Origin of the sequence: Bradyrhizobium sp. Rc2d (assembly GCF_900099855.1) — a bacterium.
Classification (GTDB): Bacteria; Pseudomonadota; Alphaproteobacteria; order Rhizobiales; family Xanthobacteraceae; genus Bradyrhizobium.
Genome location: NZ_FNCU01000034.1, coordinates 59001 through 73000, shown reverse-complemented (window position 1 = coordinate 73000; position 14000 = coordinate 59001). Strand labels below are relative to the sequence as shown.

General features: G+C 63.6%; 13 protein-coding genes. 7 read left to right on the top strand and 6 right to left on the bottom strand.

Translation table 11 applies throughout. From position 1 onward, the window contains the following. Positions 1-180: 180 nt before the first annotated feature. Positions 181-672 (top strand): MmcB family DNA repair protein, encoded by a 492-nt coding sequence (locus BLV07_RS31910; RefSeq protein ID WP_091893874.1) that lies wholly within the window; start codon positions 181-183, stop codon positions 670-672. Positions 673-855: 183 nt separating this feature from the next. Here the strand turns inward: BLV07_RS31910 and BLV07_RS31905 are convergent, their stop codons facing one another. Together BLV07_RS31905 and BLV07_RS31900 are read right to left on the bottom strand one after the other, a co-directional pair. Next, the gene (locus BLV07_RS31905) at positions 856-1410 is read right to left on the bottom strand and encodes an ActR/PrrA/RegA family redox response regulator transcription factor (RefSeq protein ID WP_164934823.1); all 555 of its coding nucleotides are present in this window, start codon (positions 1408-1410) and stop codon (positions 856-858) included. A 103-nt stretch (positions 1411-1513) separates the two neighbouring features. Beyond that, positions 1514-2833, bottom strand: coding sequence for an ActS/PrrB/RegB family redox-sensitive histidine kinase (locus tag BLV07_RS31900; protein WP_091893870.1), 1320 nt, complete (start codon positions 2831-2833; stop codon positions 1514-1516). A gap of 109 nt (positions 2834-2942) precedes the next feature. Between BLV07_RS31900 and BLV07_RS31895 the strand changes: the two genes are divergently transcribed. The 4 genes from BLV07_RS31895 to BLV07_RS31880 all read left to right on the top strand — a co-directional run bounded on the left by BLV07_RS31895 (position 2943) and on the right by BLV07_RS31880 (position 7296). Further along, on the top strand, positions 2943-3746 hold the full coding sequence (locus BLV07_RS31895) for an ABC transporter ATP-binding protein (RefSeq protein ID WP_091893868.1): 804 nt from the start codon (positions 2943-2945) through the stop codon (positions 3744-3746). A gap of 130 nt (positions 3747-3876) precedes the next feature. Further along, the gene (locus BLV07_RS31890) at positions 3877-4695 is read left to right on the top strand and encodes an ABC transporter permease (protein ID WP_091893866.1); all 819 of its coding nucleotides are present in this window, start codon (positions 3877-3879) and stop codon (positions 4693-4695) included. A gap of 121 nt (positions 4696-4816) precedes the next feature. After that, positions 4817-6145 carry a polyhydroxyalkanoate depolymerase gene (locus tag BLV07_RS31885; protein WP_091893864.1) on the top strand — a complete coding sequence of 443 codons (1329 nt, stop codon included), beginning with the start codon at positions 4817-4819 and terminating at the stop codon, positions 6143-6145. A 311-nt stretch (positions 6146-6456) separates the two neighbouring features. Further along, on the top strand, positions 6457-7296 hold the full coding sequence (locus BLV07_RS31880; protein ID WP_091893862.1) for a M48 family metallopeptidase: 840 nt from the start codon (positions 6457-6459) through the stop codon (positions 7294-7296). Between the two features lie 176 nt (positions 7297-7472). On the opposite strand, the gene BLV07_RS31875 is transcribed toward BLV07_RS31880, so the two are convergent. Together BLV07_RS31875 and BLV07_RS31870 are read right to left on the bottom strand one after the other, a co-directional pair. Further along, on the bottom strand, positions 7473-8138 hold the full coding sequence (locus tag BLV07_RS31875) for a hypothetical protein (protein WP_091893860.1): 666 nt from the start codon (positions 8136-8138) through the stop codon (positions 7473-7475). A 502-nt stretch (positions 8139-8640) separates the two neighbouring features. Then, entirely contained in the window at positions 8641-10854 is a 2214-nt protein-coding gene (locus tag BLV07_RS31870) for a transglycosylase domain-containing protein (RefSeq protein WP_091893858.1), read from the bottom strand. Positions 10855-11022: 168 nt separating this feature from the next. On the opposite strand from BLV07_RS31870, the gene BLV07_RS31865 reads away from it, so the two are divergent. Beyond that, positions 11023-11448: a DUF1330 domain-containing protein gene (locus tag BLV07_RS31865; RefSeq protein ID WP_091893856.1), complete on the top strand. Its 426-nt coding sequence runs from the start codon at positions 11023-11025 to the stop codon at positions 11446-11448. A 125-nt stretch (positions 11449-11573) separates the two neighbouring features. Here the strand turns inward: BLV07_RS31865 and BLV07_RS31860 are convergent, their stop codons facing one another. Both BLV07_RS31860 and BLV07_RS31855 read right to left on the bottom strand, forming a co-directional pair. After that, on the bottom strand, positions 11574-12800 hold the full coding sequence (locus tag BLV07_RS31860; protein WP_091893915.1) for an ABC transporter substrate-binding protein: 1227 nt from the start codon (positions 12798-12800) through the stop codon (positions 11574-11576). Positions 12801-12946: 146 nt separating this feature from the next. Further along, positions 12947-13363, bottom strand: coding sequence for a DUF1304 domain-containing protein (locus BLV07_RS31855; RefSeq protein WP_176945887.1), 417 nt, complete (start codon positions 13361-13363; stop codon positions 12947-12949). 40 nt (positions 13364-13403) lie between these two features. Between BLV07_RS31855 and BLV07_RS31850 the strand changes: the two genes are divergently transcribed. Next, positions 13404-13934 (top strand): methylated-DNA--[protein]-cysteine S-methyltransferase, encoded by a 531-nt coding sequence (locus BLV07_RS31850; RefSeq protein WP_091893854.1) that lies wholly within the window; start codon positions 13404-13406, stop codon positions 13932-13934. Positions 13935-14000 lie beyond the last annotated feature (66 nt).

Genomic DNA, 14000 nt, shown 5'->3' with positions numbered 1-14000 from the left:
ATCGGTGGAGCGCGGTATGTGTGCCGCGGAATTGCCCACTGCAAGTCTTCGCCAAACTTCCTCCTGTGGGTATGGGTCCCGGCCTCCGCCGGGACGACGATGCGCTACAACGCCCCCCTTGGGGTAATGGGTCCTGGCTTTCGCCAGGACGACGACGGAGGAATCGGCTATCCTCCCCCCATGGACAACACCGCCCGCAATATCGCCCTCGTACCGCCGCCGGACCGCCGCCAGTCGGAGACGGCGCTTGCGGTCGCGCGCGGCACCGCGCGACTGCTGCGCTCGCTCGGTTTCTCCTGCATCAGCGAATTGCCGCTACCCTCGGGCCGCCGCGCCGATCTCGTCGCGCTGAACGAGCGCGGCGAGATCTGGATCATCGAGATCAAATCGTCAGTCGAGGATCTGCGCGCCGACCAGAAATGGCACGAATACCGCGCCCATTGCGACCGGCTGTTCTTCGCCTTCACGCAGGATCTGCCCTGCGAGATCTTTCCTGAAGACACCGGCCTGATCGTCGCCGACGCCTATGGCGCGCACATGCATTGCGAGGCGCCCGAGCACAAGCTTGCTGCCGCCACGCGCAAGCAGATGACGGTGCGCTTTGCGATGGCGGCTGCGCTGCGGATCAACCGCCTGGTCGATCCGCAGGGGCACGCGGATTTCTGGGAGTAGCCAAAAGAACGAAACTGTATCCCCGTCATCCTGAGGCGCGAGTGACGGGGCGCGGAGCGTCCCGTCGGGGAGCCTCGAAGGATGCACGGCCGCGATGCAGCCGGGCCGTCGCCCTTCGAGGATCGCCTTGCTTGGCAAGGCGAGCGCCTCAGGATGACGGGGATAGAGGATTGAGCGTAGTAACTACCGCGGCGCGCGCTTGGCCAGAATGCGCTGCAACGTGCGGCGGTGCATGTTGAGCCGGCGCGCCGTCTCCGAGACGTTGCGGTTGCACATTTCGTAGATGCGCTGGATGTGCTCCCAGCGCACGCGGTCGGCCGACATCGGGTTGGTCGGCAGCTCGGATTTCTCCGCGCTGGTCGAGAGCAGCGCGGCGACGACGTCGTCGGCATCGGCCGGCTTGGAGAGATAATCGATCGCGCCCATCTTCACCGCGGTCACGGCGGTGGCGATGTTGCCATAGCCGGTCAGCACGATCGCGCGCGCATCGGGGCGCTTCTTCTTCAGCGCCGAGACCACGTCGAGACCGTTGCCGTCGCCGAGCCGCAAATCCACCACCGCGAAGGCCGGTGCCGATTTGCCGATCTGCGCAAGACCGTCGGAGACGGTGTCGCACGATGTCACGGCAAAGCCCCGTGTCTCCATCGCGCGCGACAGCCGCTCCAGAAACGGCTTGTCGTCCTCCACGATGAGAAGCGAGCGGTCGGTCTGTTCGTTCAGTTCGGCAATGGCGTTCAAGGTGTTGTCCTCTCTCCAGCGCATTGACATATGGCGTCGCAATCGATCGGTGCCAAGGCGGCAAATGGTCGATCGGCCCCGTTGTGCGACGCAAGGTCGCGGCCTATCCTATTGTTTCTTCTAGCGTCTCGATAGCCTCAAAACGCTCTCGCGGCCAATTGATCTGGACCACCGCGCCGTGGTCCGGAAAGGTCCGGTTGGTGAACGAGACCTTGGCGCCGGTGCGTTCGAGCAGCGTACGCGCGATGAACACGCCGAGGCCAAGGCCGCGCCGCTCGCCGCCTTCATCCTGGGTCCGCCGCCGCGACAGATAGGGCTCGCCGATCCGTTTGAGGATGTCGGGCGGGATGCCGGGGCCGTCGTCGGAGATCACGAGCTCGATATCGTCCTTGTTCCACCAGGCATTCACCTCGACGGTGGTGTGGGCGAAATCGACCGCATTCTCGACGATGTTGCCGATGCCGTAGAGGATCGCCGGATTGCGCGAGCCGACCGGCTCGGCCGCGACCGCCACCGCGATCCGCACCTTGATGCCGACACCGAAATCGCGATGCGGCGCCACCACCTCCTCGATCAGCTCCGACAGCTTCATGCGGTCGAACGGTGCGCCGGTGGAGGACAGCTGGGTGATCTTGCTCAGGATGTCGCGGCAGCGCTGGGTCTGCTCGCGCAGGGTTTTCAGATCGGCGGCAAAGCTCGGGTCCTTCACCGTTTTTTCCAGCTCGCGCGAGATCAGGAAGATGGTCGCGAGCGGCGTGCCGAGCTCGTGTGCGGCTGCGGCAGCCAACCCGTCGAGCTGGGTCAGATGCTGCTCGCGCGTCAACACCAGCTCGGTTGCGGCCAGCGCGTCCGCGAGCTTGCGCGCCTCTTCGGTGACCTGGAAGGAGTAGAGGCTGGTGACACCGATCGCGAGCGCGATCGAGAGCCAGACACCGACGAGGTAGATCGGTGGCAGCACCAGCGGATCGTCGGAATCCCACGGCAGCGGCGAATGGAAGAAGAACAGGACCGAGGCGCAGGCCACAGCGAGGAGGCCGAGGCCGAAGGTGAAGCGGGCCGGCAGCGCCGTGGCCGAGATCAGCACGGGCGCGAGGAACAGGAACGAGAACGGGTTCTGGAGGCCGCCGGTAAAGAATAACAGACCAGCCAGCTCCACGATGTTCAGCGCCAGCAGTCCGGCCGCCTGCATCGGCTCCAGCCGCTGCATCGGATTGGCCGCGGTCTGGAGCGCCAGATTGAGCGCCGCCGACAGGGCGATGATGCTGACACAGGGGACGATCTCGACGTTGAATTCCAGCCCCTGCGCCACGATGAAGATCGCGGCGAGCTGCCCCAGCACCGCGAGCCAGCGCAGCCGCAGGATCGTATCCAGCCGGATATGCCGCTGCGCGTGGCGAAAGTCGGAATCGGCAATTTCGGTCATATCGGCCAATGTGGCGGTGCCTTCTAAGGTCACAAACGCGCGGCTCACGGAACCGCCCGGGAATTACAAGCCTTGCGCTATCGGCTGCAATAGCAGAAGAACGGCCAGCATGACCGAGAATGACAAGGCTTCAAGCTGGCCGACTGTCGCGGATCGCGGCGCACCCGCGGCGATTGCGGTCGATCATCTCGTCAAGGTCTACAACCAGACCCGCGCCGTCGACGATATCTCCTTTTCGCTTCCGCGCGGCAGCATCACCGGGCTGCTCGGCGGCAACGGCGCCGGCAAGACCACGACCATCGCGATGATCATGGGCCTGGTGCTGCCGACGTCCGGCCGCGTGCAGGTGCTCGGGCATCGCATGCCCGAGGAGAGCGCGTCCGTGCTGGGGCGGATGAATTTCGAGAGCCCCTATGTCGACATGCCGATGCGGCTCACGGTACGGCAGAACCTCACCGTGTTCGGCAAGCTCTACGCGGTGAAGAACCTCGCTGACCGCATCGCCGGGCTCGCCGACGATCTCGACCTCGGCGATTTCATCGACCGCGCCAACGGCAAGCTCTCCGCCGGGCAGAAGACCCGTGTTGCGCTGGCGAAGGCGCTGATCAACCAGCCCGAGCTGCTCTTGCTGGACGAGCCGACCGCCTCGCTCGATCCTGATACCGCCGATTGGGTGCGGGCGCATCTGGAGCGCTATCGCAAGCAGCACAACGCCACCATCCTGCTGGCCTCGCACAACATGCTCGAGGTCGAGCGGCTCTGCGACCGCATCATCATCATGAAGCGCGGCCGCATCGAGGACGACGACACGCCCGAAGCGATCATGGCACGCTACAACCGCACCACGCTGGAGGAGGTATTTTTGGACGTCGCGCGCGGGAGGGTGAACGGCGCGAAGGAGGCGGTGAGATGAGCGGTAGCCGCAATCGTAGCCCGGATGGAGCGAAGCGTAATCCGGGGTTCTCGCGTCTCGATAGGCTGATCCCGGATTGCGCTTCGCTCCATTCGGGCTACTGGTTGCGGCCGGGCTACCAGAGGCCGCAATGACCGATATCTCCCTCCACCGCGGCATCTCCGTGCATCGCATCGGCGCGATGATCCTGCGTTATTGGTATCTGTTGATGTCGTCCTGGCCGCGGCTGCTCGAGCTGCTCTACTGGCCGGCGCTGCAAGTCATCACCTGGGGCTTTCTCCAGCTCTACATCGCCGAAAATGCCAATTTCTTCGCGCGCGCCGGCGGCACGCTGATCGGCGCCGTCATCCTCTGGGACATCCTGTTCCGCGGGCAGCTCGGCTTCTCCATCTCGTTCCTGGAGGAGATGTGGGCGCGCAACATCGGCAATCTCATGATGAGCCCGCTCAAGCCGATCGAGTTTCTGCTGTCGCTGATGGTCATGAGCCTGATCCGGCTCGCCATCGGCATCATCCCGATGACCCTGCTCGCGCTGTTCCTGTTTCACTTCAATGTCTATGCCCTCGGCCTGCCGCTGATCGCCTTCTTCTGCAACCTGATCTTCACGAGCTGGTCAGTCGGCATCTTCGTCTCGGGCCTGGTGCTGCGAAACGGCCTCGGCGCCGAGAGCATCGTCTGGACCTTGATGTTCGCCATCCTGCCGCTGGCCTGCGTCTACTATCCCGTCAGCGTGCTGCCGGCCTGGTTGCAGCACGTCGCCTGGGCGTTGCCGCCGACCTATGCTTTCGAGGGCATGCGCGCGCTCCTGATCGAGCAAACCTTTAGGACCGATCTGATGCTGGAGGCATTGGCCATCAACGCGGTACTACTGGTTGCATCTTTTGGGGCATTCCTTGCCCTGTTGCGAAGCGCCAGGAAGCACGGCTCGCTGCTCTCGGCTGGCGAATAACGTCACTTTCCCGTGGATTCAGGCTGGTTTGGGCTTTTCCGGCACATAGATGTACGGAACCATGCATTGACGCAATATTGCGCATTCGGCAGTATGCTGCGATGCGAAGAGGAAAATAGCGATGCCTATTGGTGAGTTTGGCGGCGCGCCGCCCCTGGCGGCTGAAGGCAGTCCGGTCCTGACGAGGCCGATGTACTGGATGTACGAGCTGGCGCATGCCTCTCTCAATCCGGCGCGCGCGGTCACCGATGCGACCAGGCTCCTGTTTCAGAATCCCCTCAATCCCTGGGCGCGCACCGAGGTCGGCAAGTCGGTCGCCGCGGCCTGCGAATTGTTCGAGCGCACCACGCGCCGCTACGGCAAGCCGGAATGGGGCCTCAACGACACCGAGGTCAATGGCATCCGCGTCCCCGTCGAGATCCGCTCGGTCTGGGAAAAGCCGTTCTGCCAGCTACTGTACTTCGATCGCAAGTTCGCCCGTCCCTTGCGCAGCCCGCAGCCGCGCGTGCTGATCGTCGCGCCGATGTCCGGCCATTATGCGACGCTGCTGCGCGGCACGGTGGAAGCCCTCCTGCCCGCGCATGAGGTCTACATCACCGATTGGGCTGATGCCCGCATGGTGCCGCTCAGCGAGGGCCGCTTCGATCTCGACGATTATATCGACTATGTCATCGAGATGCTGCACGTTCTCGGCGGCAACACCCATGTCATGGCGGTGTGCCAGCCCTCCGTGCCCGTCGTCGCCGCCGTCTCGATCATGGAAGCGCGGCGCGATCCCTTCGTGCCCACCTCGATGACGCTGATGGGCGGGCCGATCGATACCCGCCGCAATCCGACCGCGGTGAACAACCTCGCTCAGGAGCGCGGCATCGACTGGTTCCGCAACCATGTCATCACCAAGGTGCCGTTCCCGCATCCGGGCATGATGCGCGACGTCTATCCGGGATTCCTGCAGCTCAACGGCTTCATCAGCATGAATCTCGACCGGCACATGAATGCGCACAAGCAGCTCTTCGCCAATCTGGTGAAGGGCGACGGTGACCTCGTCGACAAGCATCGCGAGTTCTACGATGAGTATCTCGCGGTCATGGACCTCTCCGCCGAGTATTATCTGCAAACCGTCGACACCGTATTCGTGAAGCACGCGCTGCCTAAGGGCGAGATGACCCATCGTGGAACACGCGTCGATCCCTCCAAGATCACGCGCGTGGCGTTGATGACGGTCGAAGGCGAGAAGGACGACATTTCCGGTCTCGGTCAGACCGAAGCAACGCACACTTTGTGCAGCTCGATTCCCGATCATCGCCGCGTTCATTACGTCCAGAAGGGCGTCGGACATTACGGCGTGTTCAACGGCTCGCGTTTCAAGTCGGAAATCGTGCCGCGGATTCATGATTTCATGGTCTCGGCGGCGAATCCGAGCTCATTGCAGGCGCTCGCAGCCGAATAGAGCGTTTTCGAGCGAAGTGGCGACCGGTTCGCGGAAAGAAAACGCGTCAAAACAGGAAACAAGAGCCGCTCCGATTTCATCGGAACGGCTCTAGTCGCGTATTTCGGCTTTCCCGTCGAAAATTCAGGCCCTGTCGGAGGTTCCGACAGGGGTCGGCTCCCTCCAGATTCGCGGTATTTAGGTAGCTTTATAGGAGTGAGTCAGCACTCACCCCTTGGGGGTGCCGCATGCGTCCAGCGGGGGCGAAAAAAACGGGTTCCAACCCCAGTCTGTAGGGTCTCCCGGACGCTTGACCGCTGTATATTGGGCAAATGATTTGTTTTTGCGCCGAGCGCTTTCCATGGCGGCGGTTATGGCAGAATCCGGACGCCCTCCTGCCCCCCGGACTGACAGACATGGCCACTCGCGCGCTCCTCTATCGGCGGCCCCACGAACCGAAGACCCTCGTCATCACCCACGGATCGCAGTTTTTCGCGATCAGGTTGCGCCGACACAGACGCGCGCGCCGCTACACGCTCAGAATTCATCCGAGCGACCGCGAAGCCATCCTCACCATGCCGCCGCGTGGCACGCTCGTCGAGGCCAAGGACTTCGCGCAGCGTCACGGTGCCTGGATCGCCGCACGTCTCGGTCGCTTGCCGAAGGCCGCTCCGTTCCAGTCGGGAACGGTGATACCGCTGCGCGGCGTTCCCCATCGCATCGTTCACCGCGCGGGTGAGCGTGGCACGGTGTGGACCGAGATGCGCGACAGCGGTGAACGCATTCTCTGCGTCGCCGGCGGCTTCGACTATATCGATCGCCGCGTCAGCGACTTCCTCAAGCGCGAGGCGCGCCGTGACCTTCAGCGCTCGGCGGAGGCCTACGCGACCGAGCTCGGCGTCAGGGTCAAGCGGCTCTCGATCCGTGATCAGTCCAGCCGTTGGGGTTCCTGCACCTCGGCCGGCTCGCTGTCGTTCTCCTGGCGCCTGATCCTCGCGCCGCCCTTCGTGCTCGACTACCTCGCCGCCCACGAGGTCGCTCATCTCGTCGAGATGAATCACTCGGCGCGGTTCTGGCGCGTGTGCGGAAAAGTCTGCCCGTCAATGGAGCGCGCCAAGAAGTGGCTCGATACGTACGGGAATGACCTGCATCGGTATGGGGCCGAGGATTAGGGGGCGCTGCTGCGGTCGTGGAAGGTGTCATCGCCCGCCTTGTGCGCAATTGCGCACTGGAGCGGGCGATCCAGTATTCCAGAGGCCGTCGTAATTGAATCGAGAGGCCGCGGCGTACTGGATTCCCCGCTTTCGCGGGCAATGACAGCGGAGAGCGGAGCGGCATCAAGCGACGCTCACGCACTGATATCCGCACTCGTCCCCTGAAGCGCGCGTGACGCCAGATAGGACGATTGCAGTTGCATGGCGCTCTTCTGGCCCTCGGCCAGCATCGCCTGAAAGGCGGCATCGAGTTGCTCGCGACTATAGGTCGCAGAACTGCTTTGGCGCGGCGTCCATTGCGATTGCGTGATCGCGGTGGAAGCTTTTTCGACCGTGCCGCCAAGCCGCGCGGCGTATTGGTCGGCCCGCCATTGCGCCAGATCCGGTCCCCCCAGACCTGGAGGATCCTCCAGCTTGCCGATCTTCGCGGCGGCCTCGTTGGTCATCGTCGAAGACCCGCCATTGTACAGCGTGGCGACCACCTTGCCGCCGACCTTCACCTGAGCATAGGTGTTCTCAGGCGCATCGTCCGAGATGGAAGGTTGACCGGCGCTCGCACCATGGGTCGTCAGCCAGTTCGTTGCCATGAGGTCGCACAGGACCGGATTGTCCGCCACCGATATCGGCTTGGCACCTTGCAGCGGCTTCAGTTGGGAGACGCTTATTCCAGGGCTGTCGGTCGCCGCATCGGTTGCAGTCGACTCCACCGGTTTGAGATCCGACGTCGATGTCGCATTGGAACCGGACGTCGATGCAGGACGCAGATAGGGCAGCGCCGCGCTGGACAGGCCTGAAATCATGGAACGCTCCTTCCCACTAAACCCGAATGTTCGGGACTCAACCTAGGAGAGCAAATCTCGGGCCGGTGTCGGACGCTTGAAGAGACTGGCGTTTTTGCGTTCGGGGAGCTGCGGGGCCGCGGAGAATCTTGCCGCGCTCGGCAGGAATTGCCGAAGCGGTGATGCGAGGATGGGTGGGCGAGTTACCAGCTCAGCAAAAGCCGTCATCGCCCGCGCAGGCGGGCGATCCAGTATCCGGGAGCCTTAGTGGTTCAATCGAGAAGCCGCGGCGTACTGGATTCCCCGCCCTCGCGGGAATGACAGGGCAGGGTGGAGCAACACCCAAGCCTCTCGCTCGATTTTCGCCACACTTCGCGACGATTGCGCGTCTCGCTCGTTTAGTCCCGCCGCATCAAACGCTTCGCATCATCAGCCGCGCATCGCGCCGGCGATTGCCGTCTACTGTGCATGGGGTTGTTTTCGCAGTTTTTGTTTCGACGGGCCCAAGGCCCTCAGCCTCAAGCTATCGATTCCCGCCAAACAGGCGGTCCATCAGCCAGCCATCGAGCCCTGCCGCCGCCTCGGGGCGCACATTGGCGCGCGTGGGCGGCGGCGGGCGATAGCCGCCATTGTTCGTCGGTGCTGGTCCTGCCGCTGTCGGCGACGAGACCTGCGAGGCCGCCTGCGCGAGGTTCGACAGGCCCCAGCTGGCTTGTGAATTCGGCAAAGCCGCCACCGGCACGCCCTCGTGCGCCGTGCGCATGAAGCGTGTCCAGACTTCGACCGGCAGGCCGCCGCCGGTCGCCTTCTTGGTCGGCGAGTTGTCGTCGTTGCCGAGCCAGACGCCGGTGACGAGGTTGGCGGTGTAGCCGATGAACCAGGCGTCGCGGTAATCCTGGCTGGTGCCGGTCTTGCCGGCCGCCGGCCAGCCGGGGATCTCGGCCTTCTTGGCGGTGCCGTTGATCAGCGTTTCCCGCATCATCGTGTTCATCATGCCGACATAGCGGGGGTCGATCACCTGGTTGCGCTCGTCCGGCTGGCGCATGTAGAGCAGCTTGCCACTGAGCGTCCTGATCCGCGTCACGACATGCGGCGTCACCGCGAGGCCGCCATTGGCGAACGGCGCATAGGCACCGACCAGTTCGACCACCGAGACTTCGGACGTGCCGAGCGCGATCGAGGCGTTGGGCTCGAGTTTCGAGGAGATGCCGAGCCGGTGCGCGGTGCGCACCACGTTCTTCGGCCCGACCTCGAGGCCGAGGCGGATCGCGACCGTATTGAGCGACATCGCCAGCGCCTGCGTCAGCGTCACCGCGCCGAAATATTCGTGGGTGTAGTTCTCAGGCCGCCAGCCCTTGACCTCGATCGGCGCGTCCTGGCGGACGGTATCAGGCGTCAGCCCCTGCTCGAGCGCAGTGAGATACACGAACGGCTTGAACGAGGAGCCCGGCTGGCGCTTCGCCGTGACCGCGCGGTTGTACTGGCTCTCGGAATAGTTCCGCCCGCCCACCATGGCGCGCACGGCGCCGTCGGGCGTCATCGCCACCAGCGCGCCCTGGCTGACGTTGAACTTGACGCTCTTGGCCGCGAGCTCGTCGATGATGGCGGCTTCCGCCACGCTCTGGAGCTTTGGATCGATCGTGGTTTCGACCTTGATGCTCTCGTCGATCTGACCGACCAGGTCGTCCAGCACCTCGCCGATCCAGTCGGCGACGTAATTGACCGTACCGGCGCCGACCGGCTTCACATTGTAGGAGGGTTGGCCGATCGAGGCCTTGGCCTGCGCGTCGGTGATGAATTTTGCATCCGCCATCGCCGCGAGCACGATTTGCGCGCGCGCTTCGGCGCCTTCCGGATTACGATTCGGCGCGAGGCGCGAGGGCGACTTGACGAGGCCTGCCAGCATCGCTGCTTCAGCGATCGTGACGTTCTTGGCCGACTTGCCGAAATACTTCTGCGCCGCGGCTTCGACGCCGTAAGCGCCGGAGCCGAAATAGACGCGATTGAGATAGAGCTCCAGGATCTCGTCCTTGGAGTGCTTGCGCTCCAGCCAGATCGCCAGCTCCGCCTCCTGCAGCTTGCGCTGCATGGTGCGCTCCTGGGTCAGGAACAGGTTTTTCGCGAGCTGCTGTGTTAGCGTCGAGCCGCCCTGCGAGACGCCGCGATGGAGCACATTGGTGACGAGGGCGCGCAGGATGCCGACCGGGTCGATGCCGAAATGCGAATAGAAGCGGCGGTCCTCGATGGCGATGAACGCCTTGGGGAGATAGGGCGGCAAATCCTTCAGCGCGATATTGGCGCCGGCCATCTCGCCGCGCTGCGCCAGCATGCTGCCGTCGATGCCGACGATCTGGATCGTCGGTGGGCGCTTGGGGATCTCGAGCGACTGGATCGGCGGCAGATGGGCGCCGACATAGACCACGACGCCGATCACGGCGATGACGCCCCACAGGCCGAGCACCGCGCCCCAATAGACCAGGCGGCCGAGGCTGAAGCCTCCGCGCGATTTCGATCGGCGTTTGGCGCCGCTGCGGCCGGCCGGAGCCTTGCGCTCGCGCGGCGGCGGCTCGTCGCCGGCATCCTCGCTCTTGCGCTTGGCGGATGATTTCGCTGACTTCTTGGGCTTGTCCTCGCCGCCGGGAATGCGGTCCGCAGCGGTCAGGCGCAGATCGGCGAGCGCCGCGGGCAAGCCGAACAACGGCTCCTTCCGCCCACCCTTTTTCTTTCCCCACGCCATACGCAAAACGCCCGGTCAGCCCGCCCCGCCGCACGCTAGCGTCCGCTGTTTAAGGCCCGGTTACACAAAGCTTAACGCGCGATTAGGAGGTGCGGCATTCGCCGGCCGCAGTTCCGCTTCTGAGGTGCGGGAGCTAGGATCGCCCGTATCAAGAAAGAGGGAACTCGCATGGGCCACATCGATCCGACCAAGGAGATCTTTGCGCAATTCCGGGACAACGACCGCCCGGGCCCGATCCACATGCTCAACCTGGTGCGGTTGCGCAAGGAGGCGGCCTATCCGGACGGCCGCAAGGCCAGCGGCGCGGAAGCCTATGCGGCCTATGGCCGCGAGAGCGGCCCAGTGTTCGAGCGCCTCGGCGGCCGCATCGTCTGGCAAGGCAAATTCGAGCTAATGCTGATCGGCCCGCAGGACGAGCGCTGGGACCATTGCTTCATCGCCGAATACCCGAGCGTTGCTGCCTTCGTCGAGATGATCCGCGATCCCGTCTATCGCGAAGCGGTGAAGCATAGGCAGGCAGCGGTGGAGGATTCCCGGCTGATCCGCCACGCGGTGCTGCCGGTGGGGAAGAACTTTGGCGAGATACCTTCGTAGTCCGGATGGGCAAAGCGCCGAAGTGCGCGAATGCGCATTCCGGCGCGTGCCCACCACGTCTCATGCGATCGTGGAGAGGTGGTGGGCACGGCGCTGCGCGCCTTTGCCCACCCTACGAGACCACACTAACCCGATGGCCCGGTGTCTGCGATGATCGGTCCGAACAGCTCCCAGCGCTCGCCGTTGAACTTCATCATCTGCATCTGCTTGTTGATGCGATAGTCGTTCGGGCCCGTGGTGATCTTGATGCCGGGCAGCGCCAGGCTGGGCGTATAGCCCTTGATGCCGGCGACCTGCTTCATGACGTTCTCACGCGTCAGGTTGTCGCCGCATTGCTTCAGAACCTGCACCAGAAGCTCGGCCACCGAATAGGCGTAGGTGTTGACGGTGTTGAGCTTGTCGCCTTCCGGAAAATACTTGTCCATGAAGGCGAAGAAGGCCTTCACGCCCGGATCGTCCTTCCACTGGGGATCGCCGGGGTCCTTGCCGTAATTGGTGGAGATGATGCCCTTGGAGATATCGAGGCCTGCGGGCTTCAACGTCGCCGACACCGGGCTCGCATTGATGTCGAGGATATGCACCGGGCTCCAGCCGAGGTCGGCAAGCTTCTTGATCGCCTGAGCCGCGAATTTCGGCGTCGACGCATCGTAGAACAGGTCGACGCCCATCGATTTCAGCTTGACCACCTGCGAGTCGACGGTCGGGTCGGTGACCTCATAGGAGACCTCGCCGACGATCATGCTGGCGGCCTTGTCGCCGAGACCGCTCTTGAGGCCCGCGAGATAGTCGCGGCCCATATCGTCGTTCTGATAGAGCACGCCGATCTTGGCGTTGGGATGATTGGCGAGAATGTATTTTGCGTAGATGCGCCCCTCGGACACGTAGTTCGGATTATAGGCGATGGTCCAGGGATAGTTCTGCGGGTCGTTGAACCGCGCCGCGCCGGTCGAGGCGAGGAGCTGCGGGATCTTCTTGCCGTTGAGATATTTCTGCACGGCGGCGTTCGCAGCGGTGCCGATCAGCTGGAAAGTGAACAGCACCTCGTCGCCTTCGACCAGCTTGCGCACCTGCTCGACAGTCTTCGGCGGCGAATAGGCGTCGTCATACTGGATCAAATTGATCTTGCGACCGTTGATGCCGCCCTGATCGTTGATCATCTTGAAATAGGCGGCCTGGGTCTTGCCGATATTGGCGTAGACGGAATAGGCGCCGGAGAACGGGACGGTTTGGCCGATCTTGATCTCGGTGTCGCTCGCGCCGGTGTCGTATTTCTTCTGGGCGAGGGCTTGGCTCGCTGAGAACGCGAAGGCGAGCGCCGTCGTGGCAGCTAGGAAGGCTCTGCGATTGGTCATATTGGGTCGTTCCTCCTGACGGAATTTTCGATCGATGGTCTTTGTCCGTTGATTGCAACGGTCGCCATCGCTGCCGAAGATTGTGGAGGAACGTTCGCCGCCGCGCAAGGATCACGGCGCTGCGCCGTAGCGTCTCAGGCCAAAAGCTAGGCCAGGAACAATGCTACCAGCGCAATCGCCGCCGGCAGCGCCTGCACCATCAGGATGCGTGTGCTGACGGTCGCGGCGCCATAAGCGCCGGCCACGATCACGCAAAGCAGGAAGAACGCCTTGATCTGGAACGCGAAGGCAGGATTGCCGTGGACGAGACCCCAGAGCAGGCCGGCGGCGAGGAAGCCGTTATAGAGGCCCTGATTGGCGGCCAGCACCTTCGTGATCGCGGCCTTGTCAGGCGTGTTGCGAAACACCTTCAAGCCCAGCGACTTGTCCCAGAGAAACATCTCCAGGATCAGGAAGAAGACATGCAGGATGGCGACCAGCGCCACCAGAAGATTGGCGATCAAATTCAAGTTGAGCTCCCCCAAAAGCGTCAGCTTTCGGGTGGACGTTAGCACGGCCGGCATGGCAAGTGCGACGGACGTATTTCGATGCAACGGTACCGCAATGCCCGCTCGATCAACCAAAACGCCTGAACGCTTCGGTCTCGATCGCCTGGCGACGCCGATCGGCATCGCCCTGCTCGTCACCGACGCCGAGGGCGTGTTGCGCGCGCTCGATTGGGAAGACTACGAGCACCGCATGCGCGAGCTGTTGCGGCTGCATTATGGTGCGGTGGACCTCCGCGATCAGCCTGCACCGACGCAGATGCGGACTGCGCTGTCGGGCTATTTTGAAGGCGATCTCGGCCAGCTCTCGGCCATCGCGTGGCGCATCGCCGGCACGTCGTTCCAGCAAAAGGTTTGGACCGCGCTCGCGCAAATCCCCGCCGGGACCACGATGAGTTACGGCGCGCTCGCCGCAAGGATCGATATGCCCAAAGCGATTCGCGCCGTCGGCCATGCCAACGGCTCCAATCCGATCAGCGTAGTGCTGCCCTGCCACCGCCTGATCGGCGCGGATGGCTCACTGGTGAAATACGGCGGTGGCCTCGAGCGCAAGCGCTGGCTGCTGCGGCATGAAGGGGTAGAGGTTTAGGCCCCCCTCGTCATTCCGGGCGCCGCGGAGCGGCGAGCTATGGTGCGCAATTGCGCACCTGAGAAT

Coding starts and splice junctions, on each gene's coding strand:
- BLV07_RS31910 (WP_091893874.1), top strand. CDS start 181: ATGGACAACACCGCCCGCAATATCGCCCTCGTACCGCCGCCGGACCGC.
- BLV07_RS31900 (WP_091893870.1), bottom strand. CDS start 2,833: ATGACCGAAATTGCCGATTCCGACTTTCGCCACGCGCAGCGGCATATC.
- BLV07_RS31895 (WP_091893868.1), top strand. CDS start 2,943: ATGACCGAGAATGACAAGGCTTCAAGCTGGCCGACTGTCGCGGATCGC.
- BLV07_RS31890 (WP_091893866.1), top strand. CDS start 3,877: ATGACCGATATCTCCCTCCACCGCGGCATCTCCGTGCATCGCATCGGC.
- BLV07_RS31885 (WP_091893864.1), top strand. CDS start 4,817: ATGCCTATTGGTGAGTTTGGCGGCGCGCCGCCCCTGGCGGCTGAAGGC.
- BLV07_RS31880 (WP_091893862.1), top strand. CDS start 6,457: ATGATTTGTTTTTGCGCCGAGCGCTTTCCATGGCGGCGGTTATGGCAG.
- BLV07_RS31875 (WP_091893860.1), bottom strand. CDS start 8,138: ATGATTTCAGGCCTGTCCAGCGCGGCGCTGCCCTATCTGCGTCCTGCA.
- BLV07_RS31870 (WP_091893858.1), bottom strand. CDS start 10,854: ATGGCGTGGGGAAAGAAAAAGGGTGGGCGGAAGGAGCCGTTGTTCGGC.
- BLV07_RS31865 (WP_091893856.1), top strand. CDS start 11,023: ATGGGCCACATCGATCCGACCAAGGAGATCTTTGCGCAATTCCGGGAC.
- BLV07_RS31860 (WP_091893915.1), bottom strand. CDS start 12,800: ATGACCAATCGCAGAGCCTTCCTAGCTGCCACGACGGCGCTCGCCTTC.
- BLV07_RS31855 (WP_176945887.1), bottom strand. CDS start 13,363: ATGCCGGCCGTGCTAACGTCCACCCGAAAGCTGACGCTTTTGGGGGAG.
- BLV07_RS31850 (WP_091893854.1), top strand. CDS start 13,404: ATGCCCGCTCGATCAACCAAAACGCCTGAACGCTTCGGTCTCGATCGC.